General features: G+C 61.2%; 12 protein-coding genes and 1 pseudogene. 8 read left to right on the top strand and 5 right to left on the bottom strand.

All coding sequences use genetic code 11. The features are described 5' to 3' along the window. Positions 1 to 206: 206 nt before the first annotated feature. Positions 207 to 1,667 (bottom strand): TolC family protein, encoded by a 1,461-nt coding sequence (locus B0G74_RS27290; protein ID WP_132378131.1) that lies wholly within the window; start codon positions 1,665 to 1,667, stop codon positions 207 to 209. A 76-nt stretch (positions 1,668 to 1,743) separates the two neighbouring features. On the opposite strand from B0G74_RS27290, the gene B0G74_RS27285 reads away from it, so the two are divergent. The 5 genes from B0G74_RS27285 (at position 1,744) to B0G74_RS27265 (ending at position 8,233) form a co-directional block, all read left to right on the top strand. Beyond that, complete coding sequence (locus B0G74_RS27285) at positions 1,744 to 2,361, top strand: TetR/AcrR family transcriptional regulator (protein ID WP_132378129.1); 618 nt, start codon at positions 1,744 to 1,746, stop codon at positions 2,359 to 2,361. Positions 2,362 to 2,442: 81 nt separating this feature from the next. Beyond that, on the top strand, positions 2,443 to 3,558 hold the full coding sequence (locus tag B0G74_RS27280) for an efflux RND transporter periplasmic adaptor subunit (protein ID WP_132378127.1): 1,116 nt from the start codon (positions 2,443 to 2,445) through the stop codon (positions 3,556 to 3,558). Beyond that, positions 3,555 to 6,692 carry an efflux RND transporter permease subunit gene (locus B0G74_RS27275; protein ID WP_132378126.1) on the top strand — a complete coding sequence of 1,046 codons (3,138 nt, stop codon included), beginning with the start codon at positions 3,555 to 3,557 and terminating at the stop codon, positions 6,690 to 6,692. Before B0G74_RS27280 ends, B0G74_RS27275 begins: the two co-directional genes overlap by 4 nt. Before the next feature lie 31 nt (positions 6,693 to 6,723). Further along, positions 6,724 to 7,530, top strand: coding sequence for an oxidoreductase (locus B0G74_RS27270; protein WP_132378124.1), 807 nt, complete (start codon positions 6,724 to 6,726; stop codon positions 7,528 to 7,530). A gap of 169 nt (positions 7,531 to 7,699) precedes the next feature. Beyond that, positions 7,700 to 8,233: a MarR family transcriptional regulator gene (locus B0G74_RS27265; RefSeq protein ID WP_132378122.1), complete on the top strand. Its 534-nt coding sequence runs from the start codon at positions 7,700 to 7,702 to the stop codon at positions 8,231 to 8,233. 788 nt (positions 8,234 to 9,021) lie between these two features. Here B0G74_RS27265 and B0G74_RS27255 read toward each other — a convergent pair. Further along, entirely contained in the window at positions 9,022 to 11,463 is a 2,442-nt protein-coding gene (locus tag B0G74_RS27255; protein ID WP_132378120.1) for a PAS domain S-box protein, read from the bottom strand. A gap of 1,350 nt (positions 11,464 to 12,813) precedes the next feature. On the opposite strand from B0G74_RS27255, the gene B0G74_RS27245 reads away from it, so the two are divergent. Further along, the gene (locus B0G74_RS27245; RefSeq protein ID WP_132379413.1) at positions 12,814 to 13,149 is read left to right on the top strand and encodes a YbjQ family protein; all 336 of its coding nucleotides are present in this window, start codon (positions 12,814 to 12,816) and stop codon (positions 13,147 to 13,149) included. 1,487 nt (positions 13,150 to 14,636) lie between these two features. Next, positions 14,637 to 15,032, top strand: a pseudogene (locus B0G74_RS27235) (site-specific integrase); the annotation flags it as partial. A gap of 437 nt (positions 15,033 to 15,469) precedes the next feature. Here B0G74_RS27235 and B0G74_RS27230 read toward each other — a convergent pair. The 3 genes from B0G74_RS27230 to B0G74_RS27215 all read right to left on the bottom strand — a co-directional run bounded on the left by B0G74_RS27230 (position 15,470) and on the right by B0G74_RS27215 (position 19,932). Then, a complete protein-coding gene (locus tag B0G74_RS27230; protein WP_132378116.1) occupies positions 15,470 to 15,739 on the bottom strand; it encodes a YbdD/YjiX family protein in 270 nt (89 codons plus the stop codon). A 2-nt stretch (positions 15,740 to 15,741) separates the two neighbouring features. Next, positions 15,742 to 17,814 carry a carbon starvation CstA family protein gene (locus B0G74_RS27225; protein WP_132378114.1) on the bottom strand — a complete coding sequence of 691 codons (2,073 nt, stop codon included), beginning with the start codon at positions 17,812 to 17,814 and terminating at the stop codon, positions 15,742 to 15,744. A gap of 1,134 nt (positions 17,815 to 18,948) precedes the next feature. Further along, on the bottom strand, positions 18,949 to 19,932 hold the full coding sequence (locus B0G74_RS27215; RefSeq protein ID WP_132378112.1) for a MerR family transcriptional regulator: 984 nt from the start codon (positions 19,930 to 19,932) through the stop codon (positions 18,949 to 18,951). A 346-nt stretch (positions 19,933 to 20,278) separates the two neighbouring features. Here B0G74_RS27215 and B0G74_RS27210 point away from each other — a divergent pair, with 346 nt between their 5' ends. Continuing rightward, positions 20,279 to 20,938: a DUF4397 domain-containing protein gene (locus B0G74_RS27210; protein ID WP_132378110.1), complete on the top strand. Its 660-nt coding sequence runs from the start codon at positions 20,279 to 20,281 to the stop codon at positions 20,936 to 20,938. Positions 20,939 to 21,383 lie beyond the last annotated feature (445 nt).

The raw sequence follows: 21,383 nt of genomic DNA, 5'->3' as shown, positions 1-21,383 counted from the left end.
GATGAGTTTAAAGAGCGGACGGACGCAGCACGACCCGTTTCCGTCAGTCAGGTCATTGCACTAGTTGTGGCCGTTCTCGAATTACCAACGGTCACTTGCCTGTCGTGCGCACTGCGCATCGGCAGGCGCCGGAAACAGCGTCCCGACTGTCGGAGGAAGCCTCTGCAAACGAGCGTGCCGGCTGCAGCCGGCCCAGGGCGGTGGTGCTATCGGCTTGCAACGGCCTGAGGATCGGCGGGTTGCCACCCTCCGCCGAGTGCCTTGAATGCAGCGACCGCTGCGCGCGCCGATTCCGTTTGCGCCTGCACCCGCTCGTCGGATGCGCGCAGCAAGCTTTGATCGGCCTGCAGGACCTCGATCAGGCTGACGACACCTTTCTGGTAGGCCGCAAACGAGGCGGCTCGCGCCCGGCCCAGCGAGTTCACACCCTGCGCGAGAACGGCAGCCTGCTCCTCGCGCTTCTCGAGCGCAGAGAAAGAATTCTCGACGTCCTCCGTTGCGTGCAATGCAGCAAGCCGGTACGCGGCGAGCATCTCGGCGTCCTGGCCTTTGGCCTCATTGATCTGGGCATTGATGCGGCCGAAATCGAACAGACGCCAGCGCAGCCCCAACACGCCAGAGGCCTGAGCGGCGCCGCTACTGAACAGATTGCCGCTAGCTACTGAAGTAGCGCTCCCGATCAGGCCACTAAGCGACAGCTTGGGATAATACTCAGCGACTGCCACGCCAATACGCGCGTTGGATGCAGCAAGGCGACGCTCAGCCACTATCAGATCGGGCCGACGCCTGAGCAACTCGCGAGGCGAGCCGGTGCCTGCAATTCGCGGGGCGGCTGGGATATCAGCACCCTCGAGCAGTTCCGCCCGATGCGTGCCGGGCTGTGAGCCTAGCATCACATCCAGCGAGTTCATCGCCGCATCCAGGCCGGCCTCCAAGACCGGGATGGATGCCTGCACCTGCGCCAGCGCGCCTTCAGCCTGGCTTACCTGAAGATCGGCCGCCAGGCCTTTCCCATACAAAAGCTCGATGGTCGAGAGCAGATCCTGCTGCGTCTGCAACTGCTTGCGGGCCACCTGCAAACGAGCCTGCAATCCACGAATGGTGATGTAGATGTCGGCCGTCTGTGCTGCCACAGCCAGGCGCGCGGCCATCTCGCCGGCCTCTGAAGCCTGATAATCGGCAACTGCCGCTTCCCGCCCGCGACGCAGGCCACCAAACACATCCAGTTCCCAGCTCGCGTTGAAATTGGCCTCGTAGTCGTTGCCGTAGCGATCGAAACCAGGTGTTGAGTCCAGGACGCGTCCCAGCGGAGTTTCAACCGACTGGTAGACCCGGGCAGCCTGTCCACTGACATTGCCAGAAGGCAGCAGCGCGGCATTCGCCGCCCCAAGTCCCGCGCGCGCCTGCAAGACGCGCGCGGATGCCTGCGCGAGGTCGAGGTTCTGCTCCAGCGCAAGCGCGACGAATCGCGTCAGTTGCGGATCGCCGAAACCCGTCCACCACGTGACCAGGTCTGCGCTCGCCGCCGCCTGCCGGTGATCTACCGCGGCCTGGCCATGGAAATGGTCCGGCATGGCTACATCGGGCCGGACATAGTCGGGGCCGACAGCGCAACCCGCCGAGAAGCTGGCGACAATTACCGCAGCAAGGAGGTGTTTGGGTAGCATGAGCGTCTTAGCGAGGTTCCGGATGTGACTATAATACCAAATAGTCACTCGTTGTCCATTCCTGTATGCTATGCCTATGAAAAACACCACCATTCCCACCGTGCCCGCGCGTGGCCCGGCTGATCACGAGGTGCGGGACCAGATCGTTGCCGCCGCCACCGAGCACTTCAGCCGGTATGGCTACGACAAAACGACGGTCTCTGACCTGGCCAGGGCAATCGGGTTTTCCAAGGCGTACATCTACAAGTTCTTCGAATCCAAGCAGGCCATTGGCGAAATGATCTGCGTCAATTGCCTGCGGGAAATCGAAAGCGAAGTCCGGACAGCCGTCGCAGAGACCGATCTGCCGCCGGAGAAGCTGCGACGGATCTTCAAGGTCTTTACCGAAGCGAGCCTCAGGCTGTTTTTCCGGGACCGCAAGCTATACGAAATCGCAGCATCGGCCGCCACGGAAAACTGGCAGGCGGTGCAAGCCTATGAGGCACGTGTTCAGAAGCTGCTCCAGGAAATTCTGCAGGAAGGTCGCCAAAGCGGAGACTTCGAACGCAAGACGCCGCTGGACGAAACCGCGATGGCAATCTACCTGGTGCTGCGCCCCTATCTCAATCCGCTACTCCTGCAGTACAACCGCGACACCACCGACGTCGCGCCTGCACAGCTATCCAGCCTAGTACTCCGAAGTCTGTCGCCCTGATGCGCCTCGATAGTGACGCTTGACTGAAATGGTCACTAGAACCATAATGAAAACCGTCATCACTTTATCGATGGGACTTTCATGTTCTCGCGTCGCCTCGCCACCTCCGCACTCGCCTGTGCACTAGCGCTTGCGCTAGCGGCCTGCGGCGAAAAAGCACCGCCCGATCCGCGCACCGAGGTGCCGCTGGTGCGCACGGCCATCGTTCAGAGCACCGTCCCCGCAGCCCGTTCGTTTACGGGGACTGTCGCGGCTCGCGTGCAGAGCGACCTGGGTTTCCGCGTTTCCGGCAAGGTGCTGGAACGGCTTGTGGATACCGGCCAAACCGTCAAACGCGGCCAGCTGCTGATGCGCCTCGATCCCATCGATCTCAAGCTTGCCGCGCAGGCCCGGCAGGAAGCGGTCACCGCTGCGCGGGCGCGAGCGCACCAGACCGCGCAGGATGAGGAGCGGTTTCGCGACCTGCGCGGCACGGGTGCGATTTCGGCTTCGGCCTACGACCAGGCCAAGGCGGCCGCCGATGCAGCCAGGGCGCAGCTCAGCGCGGCCGAGGCTGACGCCGACGTGGCGCGCAATGCGACCGGCTACGCCGATCTGGTGGCGGACGGCGATGGCGTCGTGATGGAAACACTGGCCGAACCGGGCCTGGTCGTCAGCGCCGGACAGCCCGTGCTGCGCCTGGCCCACGCCGGGCGCCGCGAGGCTGTGATCCAGCTACCGGAAACCCTGCGCCCCGCCATCGGTTCGGTCGCCCAGGCAACCCTGTTCGGCAACAGCGGCGTCAGCGTGCCAGCCACGCTGCGCCAGCTCTCGGATACGGCGGATCCGCGTTCCCGCACCTTCGAAGCGCGTTATGTGTTGCAGGGTGCGCTGGCCGACGCGCCGCTAGGCGCAACCGTCACGATCGAGATACCGGACGCACGCGTGGCGCTCCAGGGCGGCGTGCAGGTGCCGATCGGCGCGGTGCTCGATGCGGGCAAAGGGCCCGGCGTGTGGGTCGTCAACGGCCAGCCGGCTAGGGTCGCATGGCAGCCGGTGACGGTCCTTCACCTGGACGACGACAGCGCGCGCGTGTCCGGTGCGTTGAAGCAAGGCGATCGCGTCATTGCGCTCGGTGCCCAGTTGCTGCGCGAAGGCGAGCAGGTCCGCGTGTCCGGTCAGGCCGTCGCGATGGCGAACGAAGGAGCACGTCCGTGAGCGAAGGCCGATTCAATCTGTCGGCGCTCGCCGTGCGCGAGCGCTCCATCACCCTGTTTCTGATCTGCCTGATCTCGCTGGCCGGGCTGCTGTCGTTCTTCAAGCTCGGGCGCGCCGAAGATCCGGCGTTCACAATCAAGGTGATGACCATCGTCACCGTATGGCCGGGGGCCACTGCGCAGGAAATGCACGACCAGGTCGCCGAAAAGATCGAAAAGCGCATGCAGGAGCTGCGCTGGTACGACCGGACCGAAACCTACACGCGACCTGGCCTGGCATTCACAACGCTGACGTTGCTCGACAGCACGCCGCCCTCGGAAGTGCAGGAGGAGTTCTACCAGGCCCGGAAAAAAATCGGCGACGAAACGGCCAACCTTCCGGCTGGCGTGATCGGGCCGATGGTCAACGACGAATACGCGGATGTCACGTTTGCGCTCTTCGCACTGAAAGCCCAGGGCGAACCGCAACGGCTGCTCGTGCGCGATGCCGAGACGCTGCGCCAACGGTTGCTGCACGTGCCGGGCGTGAAGAAGGTCAGTATCATCGGCGAGCAGGCCGAGCGCATCTACGTCCAATTCTCGCATGACCGGCTGGCAACGCTCGGTGTCAGTCCGCAGGACGTGTTCGCCGCGCTCAATGGCCAGAACGTCCTGACGCCAGCCGGCTCCGTGGAGACCAAAGGTCCGGAAGTGTTCATTCGCCTGGACGGCGCCTTTGACAACCTGCAGAAGATTCGCGACACGCCGGTCGTCGTGCAGGGCCGCACGCTGAAGCTGTCGGACATTGCCACCGTCGAGCGCGGTTATGAAGATCCGGCGACATTCATGATCCACAACAACGGCGAGCCGGCGCTGCTGCTGGGCATTGTGATGCGTGACGGCTGGAACGGGCTCGATCTCGGCAAGGCACTGGACAGCGAGGTCGGCGCAATCAACGCCGGGCTGCCGCTGGGCATGAGCCTGACAAAGGTCACCGATCAGGCCGTCAACATTCATTCGGCGGTCGACGAGTTCATGCTCAAGTTTTTTGTCGCCCTGCTGGTGGTCATGCTCGTGAGCTTCGTGAGCATGGGCTGGCGCGCAGGCCTGGTGGTTGCCGCCGCTGTCCCGTTGACGCTGGCCATCGTGTTCGTGGTGATGGCCGCGACAGGCAAGAACTTCGATCGCATCACGCTGGGATCGCTGATCCTGGCGCTGGGCCTGCTGGTGGACGACGCGATCATCGCCATTGAAATGATGGTGGTGAAAATGGAGGAAGGCTACAGCCGTGTGGCCGCCTCTGCCTATGCCTGGAGCCACACTGCCGCCCCCATGCTGTCCGGCACGCTGGTGACGGCCGTGGGCTTCATGCCCAACGGCTTCGCGCGGTCCACCGCGGGCGAATACACCAGCAACATGTTCTGGGTTGTCGGCATTGCACTGATCGCATCCTGGGTCGTTGCCGTGTTCTTCACGCCCTACCTCGGCGTGAAGATGCTGCCCGATTTCAAAAAGGTCGAAGGCGGGCATGACGCGATCTATGACACGCCGCGCTACAACCGCTTCCGCCAGTTGCTGACGCGCGTGATCGCGCGCAAATGGCTGGTCGCCGGTTCGGTCGTTGGCCTCTTTGCCCTGGCCATCCTCGGTATGGGCGTGGTCAAGAAGCAGTTCTTCCCGATCTCCGATCGCCCCGAAGTGCTGGTCGAAGTGCAGATGCCCTACGGCACGTCGATTTCGCAGACCAGCGTCGCCACGCGAAAGGTGGAGGCATGGTTGTCTGAACAGAAGGACGCCAGGATCGTCACCGCGTACGTCGGGCAAGGTGCACCGCGCTTTTTCCTGGCGATGGGACCGGAACTGCCCGATCCGTCGTTCGCGAAGATCGTGATCCGCACGGACAGTCAGGAGGAACGCGATGCATTGAAGGCGCGACTGAGGCGAGCCATCGCCGACGGTCTTGTGCCCGAAGCGCGCGTGCGCGTCACGCAACTCGTGTTCGGGCCATATTCGCCGTTCCCGGTCGCTTATCGCGTCACCGGTCCGGACCCGGACAAACTGCGTGGAATCGCGGCTCAAGTCCAGCAGGAGATGGAGGCGAGTCCGATGATGCGCACGGTCAACACGGACTGGGGCACGCGCTCACCGACGCTGCACTTCACGTTGCAGCAGGATCGCTTGCAGGCGGTGGGCTTGACGTCCAGCGCCGTCGCGCAACAGCTGCAGTTCCTGCTCACCGGCGTGCCTGTCACCGCCGTGCGTGAGGATATCCGAACGGTGCAGGTGATCGCGCGCTCGGCCGGCGATGTGCGTCTCGACCCTGCCCGGCTCGGCGACTTCACGCTAGCCGGCGCCAACGGGCAGCGCATTCCGCTGTCGCAGGTCGGCAAGGTCGACGTGCGGCTGGAGGAGCCGATCATGCGCTGGCGCGACCGCGTGCCGACGATCACGGTACGCGGCGACATTGCCGAGAACCTGCAGCCGCCAGACGTATCAACGGCAATCACCAGGCAGCTTCAGCCGATCATCGCGAAGCTGCCCAGTGGCTATCGCATCGAGCAGGCGGGCTCCATCGAGGAATCGGCCAAGGCGACGACTGCCATGTTGCCGCTGTTCCCGATCATGCTGGCAATCACGCTGATCATCATCATTCTCCAGGTTCGGTCGATCTCCGCGATGGTGATGGTGTTCCTGACCAGCCCGCTTGGCCTGATCGGCGTGGTGCCGACGCTGATCCTGTTCAGGCAGCCGTTCGGCATCAATGCGCTGGTCGGCCTCATCGCGCTGTCGGGGATCCTGATGCGCAACACGCTGATCCTGATCGGGCAGATTCACCAGAACGAACATGCCGGGCTGGATCCATTCGATGCGGTCGTCGAAGCCACTGTGCAGCGGGCGCGCCCGGTGATCCTCACGGCTATGGCGGCGATCCTGGCCTTCATCCCGCTTACGCATTCGGTGTTCTGGGGAACCCTCGCCTACACGCTGATCGGCGGCACGTTAGCCGGAACGATTCTCACGCTGGTGTTCCTACCGGCCATGTTCGCGATCTGGTTCAGGATCCGCCCCGGCAGCCCTGCGGGTTCGCACAAGAGCCGGAACCACCAGTCTTCGCGCTCCGAACCGATGACCCAGGATGCGCTCGACGCGCGTTGAAACACCATCAAATCACCAAACGGAGCTTTTCATGTCGCATTCCACGGTTGTCGTTGTGACCGGCGTGTCATCGGGTATCGGACGCGCCACCGCCGAGAGGTTTACGAGGCGAGATTGCCGCGTGTTTGGCACAGTGCGCAGCATTGCAAAAGCGGTGCCTATCTCCGGAGTCGAGCTTGTCGAGATGGATGTTCGCGACGATGCTTCGGTCCAGGCCGGAATCCAGTCCGTCATCGAATGCACCGGGCGAATCGACGTCCTCGTCAATAGTGCTGGAACGAGCCTGATCGGTGCCGTGGAGGAAACTTCGGCTGCCGAGGCCTTGTCGCTGTTCGATACCAACGTCTTCAGCATTCTGCGCACGACGCAGGCAGTACTTCCCCATATGCGTGCACAACATGGCGGAAGGATCATCAATGTCAGTTCGGTGCTCGGGTTCTTGCCCGCCCCCTATATGGGACTCTATTCGGCGTCCAAGCATGCCGTTGAAGGGCTGACCGAGACCCTGGACCATGAGGTGCGCCAGCTCGGCATCCGGTTAACGTTGGTTGAACCATCCTTTACCAGGACCAATCTGGACATCAACGCCCCTCTGGCAAGCTCGAAAATTGCCGACTATGATCGCGAGCGGGCCCTTGCATCGAGCGCAGTCGTCAAAAGTGTCAAAGGTGCCCCCGCGCCCGACGGCGTGGCGAAAACAATAGTTGAAGCGGCGCTTGGCACCTGGCGTATGCGTCGCACACCGGCCGGCGAAGCGTCCCTGTTGCGCAAATTGCGGCGCTTCATGCCCTCCGGCCCCGTGGATGCAAGCTTGAGGAAAACATTCGGGCTCGCGTGAAGTCCTCTCTCCCGCCCCAACGTGCATCACGTTCGCGGGCCCGCCCTGCGCCGACGAGTGATTAGCTTCAGGCGTCCATGGTCATGACAACTTCGGCGCCTTGCAACGACGGCCCGCAGCAGCACGGAACTCTTTGCAACCGAGCCCGTACGCACCCGGAACCGCACATATGGAAAGTCAGAATTGTGAGTCGTCGATGCTCGCAATCGGAGAAATCTCCGCTCTCGCGCTCAACCATTTTTTCGCCCAGCGCGCAATGCGCGCTTTCTGGGCTCATTTCGACGAAGCGCTGCGGCATACGGACGTCAACGCATCCCAGTTTTGTATGCTCGCCTTGCTACATCTACGCGAACCAATGGTTTTCGGCGACATGGCAGCAGAACTGGCAATGGACCGATCGAACCTGTCGGCCAATCTGGCACCATTGTTCCGTCGCAAGCTCATCTCATCGATCGCCCACAAGGCAGATCGGCGGAAACGTCAGCTCGCCGTGACGACCGAGGGACGAAAAGCTGTGGCTTCCGCAATGAGCCCCTGGATGCGAGCCTGTCAGGATACCTTTGCGTTTGTGAGACTGATTGATCTTGATTCAATGCGCGATCTTTTCCACGTGATTCGGGATATGAAAAGGCTCGACGACCTGAACGGCGCCAGCGGCGCTTCTGCTCGCCCGGAATCTCGACTGCTGCGACGCAATGACTAGCCCGGTGAGCCACAAGACGGCCTGAGAGCCTGGAGGATCATCGTGACCTGACATACGTCGGCCGCGTCGATCCAGTTCGGAGCACGGGGGAATCGGTGCGAAGGGGCAATCGCGTGGCCATCAGCTCGAAGCGACCTACCGGGCTTGCGGAGCTACCTGCACCGTTACCGGGTTGAGGCATCTCCCAGTATTTGCCGCCGCATTTCGGCCCATTCTGCCCAGTCGATGAGCGCCTCGATGACGGTCCGAGCGCAATTCCCATTTTGCTCAGCGTGTATTCGAACTTCGGAGGAACCTGGGATATTGTCCAGCGGGTGCGAGCCGATGGAAGCGCGCATTGTCGGCCCCAGTCTTTCAGCAACACCTGTCGAACGGCCGGTTGCCGGTGTGCAGCGGTCGCCTTGATGTCCAATCGACGCTGCCGGCGAATGACTCTTGGTGGCCGGAAGTACGCATCCAGTCAATCCGCCGGAAAGGTGCCGTTGATGACTTCGACGTCCGCTCCGGAGAGCGTTCGCCGAACAGGTGCTTTCGGCCATAAGCGGTCCCTTGCGGCTGCATCGCGAACGTCTCTTGACGAGAGCGGACAGGCACCGAGGCTGTGCCCGATCCCAGGCTGTGCCCGATGCTGGTACAGCTTGGGTCATCCACTTTCACTCGCGACCAGGAACGGTATCTGACTGGCCATGTGATTCAAAGGTTACATGCACAAGCGCTGGTCCCCGGCCAGTTCGTCGCGCTGGTCATGACGGACGTCCAGCGATGCGTTGCGACCTCAACCGTGCGTGCTATTGGGAACCAGTACTTTCGCTCGCCTTGTCGGCCGTCGCGGACTGCGCATCACCGGCAGAACGGCTGGCCTGTCGCCTGTCGGCCGGTTGCAGGGCGACACGCAACTGATCAAGCGTAAAGGGCTTACGCAGCGCCGACCATTCGAACCCGAAGCTCTCGTGGTCCGGGACAGCGTTTCCCGAAGCGAAAATGATCCGAAGTTCCGGACGGATGGCAAACGCGCGTCGCGCCAGCTCGGTGCCCGACATATCTGGCATGATGACGTCCGTGAGCAGGACGTCGAAGTCGTTTCCGTCAAGCGCGTTGAGCGCCTGGGCTGCGCTTGCCGCGCGCTGCGGACGCATCCCGACCAGCGCCAGCAGTTCGCAGGTTGCCTCGAGCGACGCGGCGTCGTCTTCCACGACCAGGATACGCAGGCCGTCCCCGTTTCCATCTGCCCCAGGCCCGCTGCCCGCACGGTTGCCGGCCGCTCCCGCTTCGCCCGCCTTTTTATCGCTGGTGCCGAGCACCTGCCGCACTTTGGCGGCGAGTTGCTGACGGCTGTATGGCTTGCTCAGCAGCTCCACACCCGGGTCCAGTCGGCCGCCGTGCACGATGGCGTTCTGTGTGTACCCGGAAGTAAAAAGAACCTTCAGCCCCGGCAACATCGCAACTGCCCTCCGAGCCATTTCGGGACTGCGCAGGACGCCGGGCATCACCACGTCCGTGAACAGCAGGTCGATGTGCACGCCGCTCGCCACGACGGTCAGCGCCTGGTCGGCGTCGTTGGCCTTGAGCACCGCATAGCCGAGGCCTGAGAGCAGGTCCACGACCGTCGCCTGAACCTTCAGGTCGTCCTCCACGACGAGAATTGTCTCGTTGCCGTGCTTCAGACCGGCAGGCGTGGCCGCTCTGGTTTCAACTGCCACGCCGGTCGAACGCGGCAGATAGATCCTGACGGTCGTTCCTTCGCCGATCTCGCTGTAGAGGCGGATGTGCCCGCCGCTCTGCTTGACGAAGCCGTACGCCATGCTCAGGCCCAGCCCGGTACCTCGACCCTCGGGCTTCGTGCTGAAAAATGGATCAAAAGCGCGCGCCATCACCTCCGGGCTCATGCCGGTTCCGGTGTCCGTGACGGCCAGCATCACGTACTGGCCGGCGGCGACGTCGGGAACCGAGGACACGTACTCGTCGTCGAGCGTCGCATTCGATAGTTCAAGAGTGAGCTTGCCGCCATCGGGCATTGCGTCGCGGGCATTGATCGCGAGATTGAGGATCACGTTTTCAAGCTGATTCGGGTCGACAATCGTATTCCACAACCCCCCGGCCACTACGGACTCGATCTCAATTGACTCACCCAGCGCCCGTCGCAGGAGGTCGTCGAGCGACCGGAGCTGACGCGCAGGATTGACAACGACCGGGGCGAGAGGCTGCTGTCGACCGAAGGCAAGCAGCTGCGATGCGAGCTTCGCGCCGCGGTCCACTGCGTCGATCGCGTTACCAAGCCGCTCGGCGCTCCACTGATCGCGGCCATGCCTGCTTTCGAGCAGCTCCAGGTTGCCCCGCAGCACCTGCAGAACGTTGTTGAAGTCGTGTGCCACACCGCCCGTGAGTTTGCCCAGCGCTTCCATCTTCTGCGCCTGGAACAGTTCGCTCCGCGTTTGCTCAAGTAGCTCGGCTGCCCGCCGTCGCTCGGTAATATCGCGCGTGACTTTTGCAAATCCCACCAGCTGTCCATCCTCATAGATGGCGTCGATGATGACGTGCGCGAAAAATCGGCTGCCGTCGCGCCGTACGCGCCAGCCTTCGGCCTCAAAACGTCCCTCCCGCCGGGCCGTCTCCAGTCCCCGGAAGGGCACACCCGCTGCCACATCCTCGGGGGTGTAAAACCGGGAAAAGTGGGAACCAACGATCTCGCCCTCGGTGTACCCCTTAATCCGCCGTGCGCCCGAATTCCAGCTGGTGATGTGCCCATCGGGCGAGAGCATGAAGACGGCATAGTCGGTGACACCCTGAACCAGCAGGCGGAAGCTCCGCTCGCTTCTGACTACCGCGTCGTGGGCGGCTCTTTTGTCACTGACGTCGGAGATCACGTTGCCGAATCCAATAAGCTGCCCCCGGCTGTCGCGCAGGGCCGTCATGACGACGTTTGCCCAGAACGGCGTCCCATCTTTGCGCAGTCGCCAGCCCTCGATGACATGGCGTCCGGCCTCGGCCGCGGCCCGTAGCGCCGCCTCGGGGGCACCAGCAGCGCGGTCCGCTTCGGAAAAGAAGACGGAATATGGCTGTCCGATGATTTCGTGACGCCGATACCCTTGGATGCGTTCGCCGCCGGGGTTCCAGGTCAGGACATTGCCTTCCGGCGAGACGGCGAAGATCGAGTAGTCCTGGGTGGATTCAGCCCAGAGCTTGAGCCACATAGACCTGAATGCCGCCGGTTGTGAGTCAATGTCGTCCATTTGTCGGGATTGTGTAAGCGTTCGGACGGGCGTCCGTGAAGAAGAAACTACCGACACGCAATAAATGGACCCGACGCCGACTTACTGATCACGTACACTTTCACCGACTGCATGTGTCATCGTTATCAAAGGTGTGGGCGCGTCGTTGGCTTGGCGAGTATTCGCATCGCTGCTTCAGCGAGCGTGTTCGATGAGCTGCATTAGTGCTTCGCAGGAGAACGGCTTCTGCAAATAGACATCGAAGAGCCGGGCAATGTCTCCTGACTGACAGCGTCTCCCGTCATTGAAACGAGGAAAGCCGCGGAGCGAATCGGCGTTTCCCTCAGCGACCATGCGACAGCATGCCTTTTATGTCGTGCAGGTTCAAGGAAGTGATTTCAAAAGCGCCGGTACGAAGGAGCCTGAGCGCAGTTTCGCAATCGTAGGCCACAGCAGCATGGTGGCCATAGCAGTTCAGCAGGAAAGCGAGACTGTCCGCGACAGCCTGATTGTCGTCAGGCTTCGATCGGATTCCAAGCCTCGAGGACATCGTACAAACACGGGATACGTAGGCGGACCGCGTGTGTCCCGATCTAACCCACAGCGCCAGGCGGAGAGTTGGATCCGAGCCACCAGTCGCAGCGCGCACGTCCGTCTACTCGTTTGCACTGGCGTCATTAAAAATCCAATATTTTCAACTAGTTGTGTGTCGCTTGCCGGTGCGACAGCGTTTTGGCACGCACTTTGCGTTGATCCCTATCGACGCGTGGCGACACTCTCAAAACAGGCTCTGACACTCCTCAGTGACTAGTTTACCCTTGGAGAATCGAAATGAACGCCCTGGTAATCAAAGACCTCCCCGTGGCCGTCGAGATGGATCGTACTGCATGACCGCCGTCAGCGGCGGCAGGTTGCCGCAACAGATCGTGAACATCATCCAGGCCGTTTCAGACTATGCAACCGACGCTCCTGTCCAGCACAGTTTCACTGGCAGTGGGATTTCTACGCAGTACTAACAGAAACCCGGTGATGTCGTAGCTCAAGGCCCCGCCCACAGGGGCCTCCTTGAATTCGCTTACGGTGACTTTATCTGCGCTGCCCTCGATACTGACCGTTCCGCCTCAACCCGACGGGTTGTTGTGAGCGTGAGCGTTCTTTCTGAGGGCATTACGACCGTTTTCTTGTTCACGATCGATGAGGCGAGTCCCGGAGTTTCCAATTATCTGCAACCGGTCGCAACTTGGCCGCAATCGACGATGACGTCCATTGCAATCCACGTTCGCGCTGATCCTCAAACGCCACACGCATCTCGCATTCTGCGGAATCAGGGCAGAAGAATGCAGCAATCCGGTCGCCATCGATCAGGCTACGATGATAGAACGAAATATGATTGCAACGGCGTATGAGCTTCCGGGTTACAGGATAGAGCGATCGGTCGAAGTAGCTCGCGGGATCATCGTTCGATCGCGATCCATCGTCGGGGTGCTCGGAGCATCCCTCCAGACAATATTCGGTGGAAAACTTTCACTGTATACATCGCTATATGAGCGAGCGCGACAAGATGCATGCGAACGCATGCTTGCCCAAGCTGAAGGGCTCGGAGCAAACGGCATTATCGGAATGCGCTACGACGCAACAGAAATAGCAAGAGGAATCACAGAAGTACTGTGTTACGGGACGGCGGTCCACGCGACGTCGCTACACTAAAAAGCGGTACTGAACGAATCCGACGGCACAACCACGTTGCTAACTTGTTGTTTTCCTTGCTGCTCGGAAGACGAACATAACTGGATTGAATCAGCCAGGTCTACAGGCTTCGGTCTGAGAGGCCGGAAATCGAGATCGCAGTGTTTGCGGTGACTGCGGTGGCTTTAGTTCTGTTGCGCAAGACATAGGAGACGCCAAAAACATGTCTAAATTAACCACCGCCCTTGCGCTCCGGGCTGCAATAAACGCGCTACGTGACTCGGCCGAATCGCGCACGATGACTACAGCATCTCATCGGTACGTAGTCGGCTATTGGGAGTCGCTCTGGCCGAGTGAGCCGTATATGAGGCACCGCGTTCTGGTCGACATGGAGCTCTGGGCGGTGGTCGCCGGCCAAGACTGCGCTCATCATCGTTGGACCGCCACAAGCGTCGAAGACCCTGGATACATGCAGCAGATTCTTGACGAAACGTACCGCGACTTCTTCAGCGACCAGGCACCTATGGGTTCGACCACGTCGACGCATTCCCATCATGGGCAGCGGAAGCATGGCAGTGGCCGCAGGCGGACGACACCGCGGAGCGATGCACCACTCACTTTGTGGGGCTATCGGGGTCGCCCCAGCACTGAGGCAAGTACCGCCTTTCTCCAGGCAAGGTCGGGAGGCTTGCGCTCAGGGACCTGCGGGACAGGAACGCTCGACTCGCATTCCCACCAAAGGCCGGCCGGTAATCCATGGGATGTGTTTTGCTTCATCCAGCAACCGCAAGAGGTGCATCGGTAAAGGACGTAGCGTGTTATCGGCGATTTTGGCGTGCCAAAAACACCCGCTCCAGTGCACTGGAGTTTTTCGTGTGGGGGCACGGTTGAAGCTCTTCCGATCAACGTCTCGCAAGCAAGGCACCGTTCCATTTCGCCCTCCCTCTCGGACACAACCGACCTAAGCAATAAGCATAGTTCATGCAGAGAGTGGCGAAAGAAGAACCCGTTGGCGGTTGATTTTCCCTGCCACGAGGTGCAAGGGAGCGGAATTTGTTAGGCTGCGCGTCGTTAGAAAATCAAAGACCTGCCAACGAATTCGGTCACGCGCGAGATTCCGCGAAACCGAATAAATTGGACTTGCCGGGTTTGTGACGCGAATTTGTTGGACTTGTTGGAACGTGAGTGCGGCCCGCGTTGCGCAGGGGTGCCAAGGGCCCCACCGTCACGGTTATCTGAACGTGGAGAAGCGCAGCCCCCTGTGAAGCGTACCCGCGCCGGTTGGACCCATCGCCCGGGTCTCGGCGTCAAACGGTCATCCGCGTGTGGCGAAACGCCGGCGCCCTTCCCGATAAGATGCTTCTATGGACCGCTTCGGGTCGCAGAACGAAACCGCTCGCGCGGTAGGGGGCTCCGGCCAGCGCGTGCGGTTCATGGGAGGTCCGCCGCGCGGTTCCGTATGTTGGCGAATGAGGCAACCCGCCTCGTTCTCCAGCAGGAGCCCAATCATGACCTCCCCACAGGCAAACGCCAGTCCACTGCGCCAGCGCATGACCGACGACATGCGCATGCGCCAGCTTGCGCCGAAGACGCAGGACACCAATCTGCGCATCGTGCGCGAATTTGCCCGGTTTCTCGGGCGCTCACCGGACACGGCCACCGTCGAGGACCTGCGGCGCTACCAGCTGCATCTGGTCGATCACGGCACCTCGCCCGTGTCCTTGAACCACGCCATTACCGGCCTGAAGTTCTTCTTCGAGGATACGCTCGACCGGCCCGACCTGATGGTCAGGATGCACCCGGTGCGCGTGCCCCGCACACTGCCCGTGGTGCTCAGCCCCGATGAAGTGCGCCGTCTCATCGAGGCGGCCGGCAACCCCAAACACCAGACCGCGCTGTCGGTGGTACGCCGATGATCGTCATTGAGATACTGGAACGCACTGCGCCCATTCGCGCACCACCCATGCGACGAGCCGAGACATGAACGTAACGCTTCCCGGACGTGCAACCCGACCGTCGGCTTTGCGGCAACGCGGCCCACGAGCGGACGTCTGCGCCTGTCGCCTCGCGCAGTCCCCCGGACGTCCGCTTCACCGCCACAATTGCGCCACTGCACCGCTTCATCACTGCGGCGACCATCCTTATTTCAACCGCCCGGTCCAAGAATGGACGAACGGCCGTAGATTGCCGGACAGCGACGTTGGCGATCGGCGATCCGACCCAGCCCCTGCAAAAGCCGATAACGGGATGCGCCGACCGAAACAATTCGGTCCCGTGGTGCCCGGCGATCAACTTGTGCGATTTCTGCCGAAAGACAAGATTATGGATCTCACGAGCAGCGCTAACAGCACCTGGGCCCATTGCGATTGTATTTCCGATCGATGGACCAGATGAAGAACTCGCGTCGCGACAGCAGCGGATCGCACGGGTGGCGCGAGGCCATGTGCTCAATATAGCGTTCATAGTCCGGGATACCGAACATCTGCGCGCAGGCTCCGCGCATGGTGCGCGCAAGCTCCGATAGCCGTGTCCCAAGTGCGTTGCTTACGGCCCCGGCGTTCGCGCCCGGAACTGGCACCGCCGCGAGTTTGCCATTGAAGATCGTTTTCATGATCAAGTCCCCTTAGCGGGCACATTGACGCGCACAACAACAGGCGTCTCGTTGACGGAGGGCTGTGCCTGCCGCAGCGCCCGCAAGCAGATCGTGACGGCGAAGACGCACATCGCCAGCACCAGCACGACAAAGAAGCCGCAGACCACCGCATCCAGATAGTTGTTGAAGGCGACCCGCTGCATTTCCGCAATCGATTTGGCGGGAGCGAGTACGGTCCCCTGCTCGGCGGCGTCACTGAACTTGTTCGCCAGCGCGAGGAAGCCGATACGCGGGTCGCTATGGAAGATCTTCTGGATCCCCGCAGTGAGCGTGGTAACGAGGAGCCACGCTGTCGGCACCAACGTCACCCAGACGTAGCGCTCCCGCTTCATCTTCACAAGGACGCTCGTGCAGAGCAGCAGGGCGATGCCGGCGAGCATCTGGTTACCCACGCCGAAAAGCTGCCAGAGTGTGTTGATGCCACCGAGCGGATCGACCACGCCCTGATAGAGAAAGTAGCCCCAGGCTGCCACGCAGAGGCCGGTGCCCAGCAGGTTCGCGGGCAGGAGCTGGGTGTCGCCGAGCGGTCGATAGACATGGCCTAGCATGTCCTGGATCATGAAGCGGCCGACCCGCGTGCCGGCGTCTACGGCTGTCAGGATGAACAGCGCCTCGAACAGGATGGCGAAGTGATACCAGAAGGCCTCCATGGTCTGACCACCCAGGGCCTGACCGAGAATCTGCGCCATGCCTACGGCAAGCGTCGGGGCGCCGCCGGCGCGCGACAGGATGCTGGTTTCGCCAATGTTCGCGGCCGTCTGGTTGATCAGGTCTGGCGTGATGACGAATCCCCAGTTCGACACGACTTGCGCCGCCTGCGCGGCGGTCGTGCCGATGATTGCAGCCGGTGCGTTCATGGCGAAGTAGATGCCCGGATGCAGTACGCAGGCTGCCGTCAGCGCCATGATCGCGACGAACGACTCGGCGAGCATGCCGCCGAAGCCGATCAGACGCATATGCGATTCACGCTCGATCATCTTCGGTGTGGTGCCGGAGGAAATCAGCGCATGAAAACCGGAGACCGCACCGCAGGCGATGGTAATGAACAGAAAAGGAAAGAGCGTGCCGGAGAACACGGGCCCGGTGCCGTCAATAAAGCGCGTGGTCCGTGGCATCGAAAGCGAGGGCGCGACTACATAAATGCCGACCGCGAGCGCTATGATCGTGCCGATCTTCAGGAACGTACTCAAGTAGTCACGCGGCGCGAGCATCAGCCAGACCGGCAGGCTGGAGGCGATGGCGCCGTACAGGATGAGGGCCCATGCCAGTTGCGGACCGGTCAGGGTAAAGATCGGTCCCCAGGTGGGATCGTTGGCGACCGTCTTACCGAGGACGATCGAAATGAGCAGAAGTACGACACCGAACAGGGAGGCTTCTCCCACGCGCCCTGGGCGGATAAACCGCATGTAGACGCCCATCAGCAGCGCGATCGGTATCGTCGCCGCGATCGTGAAGAGCCCCCAGGGGCTGGAGGTAAGCGCCTTGACCACCACGAGGCTCAGGACCGCGAGAATGATGATCATGATTGCGAGTACGCCGACGAGAGCCAGCGAGCCGGGAACCGGGCCCAGTTCCATCTTGACCATCTCGCCAAGCGATTTGCCGTCACGGCGCACTGACGCGAAAAGCACGATGAAGTCCTGCACCGCACCGGCCACCACGACGCCCGCGAGGATCCACAGCGTGCCGGGCAGGTAGCCCATCTGCGCTGCCAGCACGGGACCGACTAGCGGACCCGCGCCGGCAATTGCGGCGAAATGATGGCCGAACAGCACCCACCTGTTAGTCGGTACGTAATCCATACCGTCGTCGTGGCGCTCGGCCGGCGTCTGGCGAGTATCGTCGAGCCGCAGCACGCGCTCGGCAATGAACTTGCTATAGAAGCGGTATGCGATGAAATAAACGATGAGGGCCGCAGTCACGAGCCACACGGCATTCACACTTTCGCCGCGCCCGACCGCGAGCGCCGCAAAGGCGAAAGCGCCGACAGCGGCCAGCACCCCCCACACGAGCATGGACGCAAGCTTGTTCATGACGTCTCCCCTGTCGAATAACGCATGGCAGAACGATTGCCGCGCAATTTATGTGCCGGCGTTCTTCCTTGTTCCGCCGCCGAGCAGCCCGCCCGCTCCGCGGCACTACGGTGTGCGGCTCGCGACAGGGCGTGGGCGACAGCCCGCTCCGGCCATTGACGTGACGCCTCCTGGATACGGGGGTGGAAGCGGGAAAAAGTACAAGAGGTTGCTGCGACGTTGCACCAAGGACACTCAACACGACCCTGCTGAAAAGCCGCCAAGCAGCAACGGACTCAAAGCTCAAAGAAATCAAGGACGCCAAACGGGCATCCAGACAAAGCGCGTCGTCAGCAGTACACGCAGACGAGGGCTGATCAGGAACGCCAAGGGTGCTGGTCGGTGAAGCTGTCGCCTCTGGCTGAAGCTTCGCGCGGACGAGGCGTTGCGCCACGCCCATCGTGGGGCTGTGGCTGCTGCCGATATGGGATATTGCGTTATTCCTCGTATTCCTCGCGAGCTACAGTTCGACCCGGGTTACCTGGCGCGGCTTCACTTTTCACGTGGACTGGAACGGCATGCTACGTTCACCCGACGCGTATCGGAGCCCGGTTAGCTCGGATGGGCGCCGAGCATTGGTCAATGTTTTTGGGGTGCTATCTGTCGTTCGAACGTCCGCGCGAAAGCATCGGCGAACGTCCGTAGTTGGCCGAGAGCACGTATTGAGAACCTGCACGGGAGCCACTGCCGGGAGCGATGGCCACTTGGTCCCCAATGGTCGTGGAGCGCAATGCCACGGGCGGCCGGGCGTTACTTCGGCTGCCATGTTCGCGCCACTGTGTCGGGCGATTTTCCGACCATACGCTGGCGAGTGATGCGTACCTTCACACCCGCGGTGCCGGCACCCGTGGGTTGATCATTGTGCCCTATACGCCGCGGCACAGACGCGGACCGCAGCCCCATAGAAGCGGATTGTCAACGATTCCCCCGCCGGTGTTGAATGACTCAGACTGGCCGCTCTTTGCCTCACGACCCATGTCCGACATTCAATGCAGCGGACGGGAACGGCGGCTTTCGACAGTGAAGCAGTCCCTGCCAGTCTGAGCTTTCTATCGCAGTCAATCCTTCGGCTAGACAAACGTACCTTGGATGCGACTATGCCCTGTCCGCAATCCATCGCTCTTCCCGCTCGAGGCGACCAAGCGCAACCTCGAACATCTCTCGGGCCCGACCGGACACGTTTGCGAGATAGCTATGGAGGTATGCGTCGGCGGGTGTGCGCGCCATGCATTCATTGCTATAGCGCTCGAATGCAGAAAGCTGCATGATGAGGTCGGCCAGATGCCGGGGACATTCACAGGCAATAGTCGTCGATGCGTTCGCCATGCCTGTCAGGACGTCGTCCCCATAACGTCGCGGCGCCGGTGGACCGTAATTCAGGGCATCGACCGACAGATCATCAACTTGCTTACCTAGTAGTTCCAGAATTGTGCGCGAGGTGTCGGACCAACTAAGCGGCTCTCGTAGAGTGTGCACTCCAACCTGTTTGAGATGTTTGACAGTGTGCTCGGCGGCAAAAGCGTAAACGACCGCGACCCTGGTTGCATGACAGGAAGCGCTCAAAGTAAGCACACGGCCAACGTCGTCAGGATGAAGCGATGGCAGATGCAACACGAGCAGATCGGCGCGGCGCACAGGAGGATTGGCGAACGCCTGTGTCATGTTGTCGAACACCGTCGGGACGATCGGGGGCGCTTGCGGTGAAGTTGAAAGACTCTTCTGAATCCTTCTTGCCATTGTCGTGCCGACGAACACAATCTGGACTTCGCTGCACGCTTCCCGTGTAGGCAGGGCGGGAACCCGGTCAATGTGCATGAACGCGAGTCGCTCGAGTTGCTGCGCATCGAGCCTAGCAATCGACCCGATTGCATGACCTCGATCGACGAGGTTTTTCAGAAGTGCGACACGATGAATATCCGCTTCGCTGTAAAACCGATGCCCCGAGGCGGACCTTGCTGGTGACACCACCCCATAGCGGCGTTCCCACACACGCAATGTCCCGACGGGCAAATTCGCTAATTGCGCAACCGCTCCGATGCGGTAGCGTGGCATAGGCTCGGATACGCGAGACGTTTCCATTGGCGCTGCTGACAAGAGGGGATTCCCCGAATCCGAAGTTTAGGCAATGCTGTAGCAGAAACGAAGCATCTTTTTGCGTCAGCTGATTCCGATTAATCGCAACGCCGTATTTTCCAGGAATCTGCCCGGGTCGAATGGCCGCGCCAGTTGGCGACGGCGCGGGCTGACGTAGACTTCCCCTTCGAACGTTCCTGCAGTTGTCTCGCTTTTGACGCAGATTCGCTCTTTCCGTTTGCCCCTGTGAACTCTAGGCTAATCAGAAAAGTTGCAATGCCGAATCATCGTCTTTGAAACCCTGCCGTGTTCGGCGGGGCCGGGACCATTCGCGACACACAGGGAGGCTGCGATGCGACGCGTTCTGAGTTTGCTAGGTATGGTTCTACTGAGTGTACTTATCACCGCATGTGGAGGCGGCGACGATTCTTCACCGGCGCGCCTGCGTGTCCTGCACGCGTCTCCCGATGCGCCCAACGTGGACGTGTACGTCGATGGCACCAAGGTTCTGAACAACGTTCCCTACCCGACCGTCTCTTCATACCTGAACGTCGCTGCCGGCATGCGCGAGATCAAGGTGAACGCTGCGGGTACTACGACAACGGTTATCGACGTGAAGCCCAATCTCTCCAGCGGAGCGGCATACACCGCGATGGCGGCGACTTTCGTCGCCAATATTCAGGCGTTGCTTGCCACGGACGAAACGTCCGCTGCGCCCGCGGGACAGGCTCGGGTTCGTGTGATCCACGCATCGCCTGACGCTGGACCTGTCGACATACTGGTGAATGGCCAGGTAGTGCTTTCCAATGTGCCTTTTGGAACAATCAGCAGCTATCTGACGCTGCCAGTCGGCACATACAATGTTCAGGTGAATGCCGCGGGCACATCGACCACGGCGATACAGGCAAGTCTCACTGTATCAGGCGGCATGAATTACTCCGCCGTTGCGATCGGGTCCGTGAAGACCTCGCCGACTAATCCTTTGACTTTAAAAGTACTTGCGGATGGTTAAATTCGATTTGCTGTCGGGTCTGTAAAAGCTTTTTACGCGATGTCGCGCGGAATTCCGGAGAGTAGTGACATGAAACCTCGAATGCTGAAGACTTTATTGTCGTGCATTGCTTCAATCGCGCTTTGCGCGCCGTGCGCGACGTTCGCGCAGGCGGGAAATGGAAACGGTGGAAGCGGTGGTGGCGGCGCTCATGGCGCTGCAACGTCGGGGATGACCTATCACAGCGAGCCCGTGTCTAGCCCGTGGGGCGCGGCGATGTGGAGCGGACAAATGGAAGGCTACAGGGATGCATCCAAAGGCAGCGCACCCAGTATGTCCCCTGATGACAGTACGAAGACGCCGGGTGCGAAGTGATAGCCTGGTCGATGAGTCAACGCTTCCAGAAATCCATTCAGTCACGTTTGCGCATCGCCGGAGAGCCGCTAATAGACCCTGAGCCGCCGTT

The sequence above is a fragment of the Paraburkholderia sp. BL9I2N2 genome (genome assembly GCF_004339745.1).
Classification (GTDB): Bacteria; Pseudomonadota; Gammaproteobacteria; order Burkholderiales; family Burkholderiaceae; genus Paraburkholderia.
Note: the sequence above shows the minus strand (reverse complement) of the source record. Positions and strands in the feature narration are given on the sequence as shown.

Coding starts and splice junctions, on each gene's coding strand:
- B0G74_RS27290 (WP_132378131.1), bottom strand. CDS start 1,667: ATGCTACCCAAACACCTCCTTGCTGCGGTAATTGTCGCCAGCTTCTCG.
- B0G74_RS27285 (WP_132378129.1), top strand. CDS start 1,744: ATGAAAAACACCACCATTCCCACCGTGCCCGCGCGTGGCCCGGCTGAT.
- B0G74_RS27280 (WP_132378127.1), top strand. CDS start 2,443: ATGTTCTCGCGTCGCCTCGCCACCTCCGCACTCGCCTGTGCACTAGCG.
- B0G74_RS27270 (WP_132378124.1), top strand. CDS start 6,724: ATGTCGCATTCCACGGTTGTCGTTGTGACCGGCGTGTCATCGGGTATC.
- B0G74_RS27265 (WP_132378122.1), top strand. CDS start 7,700: ATGGAAAGTCAGAATTGTGAGTCGTCGATGCTCGCAATCGGAGAAATC.
- B0G74_RS27255 (WP_132378120.1), bottom strand. CDS start 11,463: ATGGACGACATTGACTCACAACCGGCGGCATTCAGGTCTATGTGGCTC.
- B0G74_RS27245 (WP_132379413.1), top strand. CDS start 12,814: ATGATAGAACGAAATATGATTGCAACGGCGTATGAGCTTCCGGGTTAC.
- B0G74_RS27230 (WP_132378116.1), bottom strand. CDS start 15,739: ATGAAAACGATCTTCAATGGCAAACTCGCGGCGGTGCCAGTTCCGGGC.
- B0G74_RS27225 (WP_132378114.1), bottom strand. CDS start 17,814: ATGAACAAGCTTGCGTCCATGCTCGTGTGGGGGGTGCTGGCCGCTGTC.
- B0G74_RS27215 (WP_132378112.1), bottom strand. CDS start 19,932: ATGGAAACGTCTCGCGTATCCGAGCCTATGCCACGCTACCGCATCGGA.
- B0G74_RS27210 (WP_132378110.1), top strand. CDS start 20,279: ATGCGACGCGTTCTGAGTTTGCTAGGTATGGTTCTACTGAGTGTACTT.